The sequence below is a fragment of the Paenisporosarcina sp. P4_D4 genome (assembly GCF_056401835.1).
Genome location: NZ_JBFUIO010000269.1, coordinates 1 through 1,614 on the forward strand (window position 1 = coordinate 1; position 1,614 = coordinate 1,614).

A 1,614-nucleotide genomic window follows, 5' to 3' on the forward strand; every position below is an offset into this window, starting at 1 on the left:
GCTTATTTATCAGAAGAAAAACAATCTCCTATTATTACAACCTTTCTTTTTCCGGATGATTGCTTTAATTTTGAACACTTTTATACATTTGTTAAGGAGAGAGGCTATGTACTTTATCCGGGTAAATTGACGAATGAAAATACATTTCGAATCGGAAATATTGGTGAGATTTACCAAGCTGATATTGAAGAATTATGCAATATTATAGAATCTTACATGGGAGTGATGAAAAAATGAACAAAGTAGAAGGAGTTATTTTTGATTGGGCTGGGACAACAGTCGATTTTGGTTGCTTTGCACCAGTAAACGTGTTTATTGATATTTTTGAAAATGCAGGTATTGAAGTAACCATGGAAGAAGCAAGAGAACCAATGGGGATGTTGAAAATTGACCATATTCGCGCGATGCTGTCCATGCCTAGAATCTCGACAAAATGGGAAGAAAAATACAAAAGACCATATAATGAACAAGATGTAGAGAATCTATATACTGAATTTGTACCTGCACTCATGTCTTCCTTAATCGAGTATACAGATCCTATTCCAGAGGTTGTGGAGACTGTGCAAATATTAAGAAACCAAGGATTGAAAATCGGTTCAACAACAGGATATACACAAACTATGATGGATGTTGTTGTTCCTAATGCTTTGAAAAAAGGCTATAGTCCAGATTTTTATATTACACCGGATGGAACAAACTCTATTGGAAGACCGTATCCTTATATGATATATCGCAATATGGAAGCATTAGAATTATCAGCATCATGGAAGGTAGTAAAAGTAGGAGATACTACTTCAGATATTAAAGAGGCGGTTAATGCAGGCGTTTGGTCAGTGGGTGTCGTGATCGGCAGCTCTGAAATGGGATTAAGTTTAGATGAATTTAATGCTCTATGTAAAGAAGAACAAGAGAAAGTGATCTCTAAAACAGAAAAATCCTTTTTACAAAATGGAGCAGATTTTACAATCAAATCGATGAGCGAATTGCCACCATTAATTGAGAGAATCCATCACCTTATTTCAGATGGAAAAAGACCTAATGCTAAATAAGCTAAACTAAAAGATTGACGGGGTTAGTAACTTTAGTCAGCTACGGACATAATAGTTAAGTCAGTTAACGCTAAAGGTTTAGAAAAGATTAAATCAACCACGTCAACACCTTGTCTGACTGGAATCAAAGATGCTGATGGATGAATACTATATAACTGATACATAGTTATATAATTAAAGATAATAGGTGATAGCCTGTTAGGAAAATGAATATTCTGTATCGGACAACTAAGAGCAAACCTTTAATACAGGTTTTGCTCTTTTTTTATTCCGGATATTTTTGACAACCGGAACACCCCTAGATTCCAGAATTTCCATTACTATCATCATTTGAGAATGATACATGGAAAAGGCTTGTTGCACTAACGAGGGCGTCTCTTTCTTATTCAACTAACGGGTGCTTTAGTTGAAGATTCGATTTCCGAAATAATCAATCTTTTTTATAWAAGTGAATAGCAATRAACAGGTGAAACCTCGTATKTTGATCAAACTTTGTTCAAAATAMGARGTTTGTTTWTCACCWAAAAATTGAGGATTCTCGCTAAATTTYWATCAATCTTTATTC

Annotated in this window: 1 protein-coding gene and 1 pseudogene; both read left to right on the forward strand. The window is 34.5% G+C overall.

The features are described from left to right. Window positions 1-237, forward strand: a pseudogene (locus tag AC1DSL_RS17965) (2-aminoethylphosphonate--pyruvate transaminase); the annotation flags it as partial. Beyond that, window positions 234-1,049, forward strand: coding sequence for a phosphonoacetaldehyde hydrolase (phnX, locus tag AC1DSL_RS17970; protein WP_477533285.1), 816 nt, complete (start codon window positions 234-236; stop codon window positions 1,047-1,049). The pseudogene AC1DSL_RS17965 and the gene phnX, both read left to right, overlap by 4 nt. Window positions 1,050-1,614: the final 565 nt, after the last annotated feature.